2 protein-coding genes and 1 pseudogene are annotated in these 2,215 nt (G+C 43.2%); all 3 read left to right on the top strand.

What is annotated here, in order from left to right; genetic code table 11:
• Positions 1-912, top strand: a pseudogene (locus AB4653_RS07395) (3-octaprenyl-4-hydroxybenzoate carboxy-lyase); the annotation flags it as partial.
• Positions 912-1,181, top strand: a complete 270-nt coding sequence (locus AB4653_RS07390; RefSeq protein WP_009848200.1) for a 2Fe-2S iron-sulfur cluster-binding protein — start codon at positions 912-914, stop codon at positions 1,179-1,181. The pseudogene AB4653_RS07395 and the gene AB4653_RS07390, both read left to right, overlap by 1 nt.
• A gap of 20 nt (positions 1,182-1,201) precedes the next feature.
• Positions 1,202-1,915, top strand: a complete 714-nt coding sequence (gene fre, locus AB4653_RS07385; protein WP_009848201.1) for an NAD(P)H-flavin reductase — start codon at positions 1,202-1,204, stop codon at positions 1,913-1,915.
• The last annotated feature ends 300 nt before the right edge of the window (positions 1,916-2,215 follow it).

Here is a 2,215-nt window from a genome sequence, read left to right as displayed (position 1 = left end):
GAGAATCCGATTTATCACAGTACCTATACTGGCCGTCCACCTGATGAGCCCGCAGTATTAGGTGTTGCGTTAAATGAAGTGTTTGTTCCTATTCTTCAAAAGCAATTCCCAGAAATAGAAGACTTCTACTTGCCACCTGAAGGTTGTTCGTACCGAATGGCGGTAGTGACCATGAAGAAGCAATACCCAGGTCACGCTAAGCGAGTGATGATGGGTGTATGGTCTTTCCTACGCCAATTCATGTACACAAAATTTGTCTTGGTATGCGATGAGGATGTTAACGCACGTGATTGGTCTCAAGTGACCGCTGCTATGTGCGAACATATGGATCCGTCTCGTGACAGCCTGATGATAGAGAACACACCTATCGATTCACTAGATTTCGCATCGCCAGTGGTAGGTTTAGGCTCAAAAATGGGTTTAGACATTACTAAGAAGTGGGATGCGGAGTTGGCACTATCACCTGATGCTAAATCTTTACCTATAGATAGTAAGCATGTTGAAGGTTGCCTAGCTGAGCTAACCGAAACCTTCCCTGAAATTATTGATATTCACTTACAGAATGACAATGCGTGCATGGTCGTTGTGTCTATCGATAAGCAAGCAGCAGGTAATGGTAAGAAAATCATTGAAGCGGTTTGGTCTCAGTTTGATGAGAACAAATTTGTCATCGTGTGTGATAGTGACGTTAACGTCAGTGACTGGAATGACATTGTCTGGGCGGTGACTACAAGAATGGATCCGGCAAGAGATACGTTATTCTTGAAAAACCAAACTGGACACTCAAAAATGGGTCTAGATGCGACGAACAAGTTTGAAGGTGAATGCCTACGTGAGTGGGGTGTTCCAATCACCAAGGATCCAGACGTCGTTAAAAAGATTGATAGCATCTGGGAACAGCTAGGAATCTAATGAGCTTCCAAGTAATCTTATACCCAGAAAATATCAGTTTTACCGTAGAAAAAGGGCAAACGGTTTTGGATGCTGCGCTCAACAGCAATATCAATTTTCCAAACCGTTGCCAAGTTGGTGCATGCGCTATGTGCATGTGCAAAAAATTAGAAGGCCAAGTGAGTTACCACCTTGAACCCATGCTCACAGAGAAAGAGCAGTTACAAGGTTGGATTTTTGCTTGCCAAGCATTTGCAGAAAGTAATTTAGTTCTAACCTTTGCCGATTAAGGGTTAGTGAGAGGAAGAACATGACTATTAAATGTAAAGTGAAATCTATCGAGCCTTTGGCTTGTAACACTTACCAAATCCTACTTCACCCAGAAACACCGGTCGCTTTTAAAGCGGGCCAATACTTGATGGTTGAAATGGGTGAAAAAGACAAGCGTCCATTTTCGATTGCAAGCAGCCCTTGTCGTCATGAAGGCGAGCTTGAGTTACACATTGGTGCAGCTGAGCACAATGCTTACGCTTCAGAAGTTGTTGAGGCAATGAAGAAAGCGCAAGCTGAAGATGGCGACATAGCTATTGATGCTCCGCATGGTGATGCGTGGGTTAAAGAAGAAAGCGATCGCCCTCTGTTACTGATTGCTGGTGGTACTGGCTTTAGCTACGTGCGCTCTATTCTCGATCACTGCATCGCGCAGAACAGTAAAAAAGAGATTCATCTATACTGGGGCGCAAAAGATGAGTGCCAGCTGTATGCGAAAGAAGAGCTTGTCGACATTGCAGCAAAACACAGCAATGTACATTTTGTACCAGTAGTAGAAGAAGCACCTGAAGTTTGGCACGGTCAAACGGGTAATGTACTTGAAGCAATCACGCAAAGTTTCGAATCATTAGCTGATTTTGATATCTACATTGCGGGTCGTTTCGAAATGGCAGGTGCTGCAAGAGACTTGTTTACTCAGAATAAAGAAGCAAAGCGTGACCATATGTACGCAGATGCTTACGCGTTTATCTAAGAATTCTTTTAGATTTAGAGCAAAAAGAGAGCAGAAATGCTCTCTTTTTTCCGTTTAGGTGAACTATTAGGCACTTAAGCTCTATTTATTCATTTTTCATGAAAAAGTAGTTGCTAAGCTGAGTGGGTTCCCTATAATGCGACACCACTGAGACGGCAGACGCCACAAGGCTTCAGCAACAATCAGTCAGACGGAAAGCGACAAAAAATTAATTTTCAAAAAGTGTTTGACACTGAATGTTAATTCGCTAGAATGGCCGTCCACTTCGAGAGGCTCCTTACTTAAAAGGAACGCTCAACA

The organism is Vibrio sp. 10N.222.48.A3, from assembly GCF_041475345.1.
Taxonomy (GTDB): domain Bacteria; phylum Pseudomonadota; class Gammaproteobacteria; order Enterobacterales; family Vibrionaceae; genus Vibrio; species Vibrio tasmaniensis_A.
Note: the sequence above shows the minus strand (reverse complement) of the source record. Positions and strands in the feature narration are given on the sequence as shown.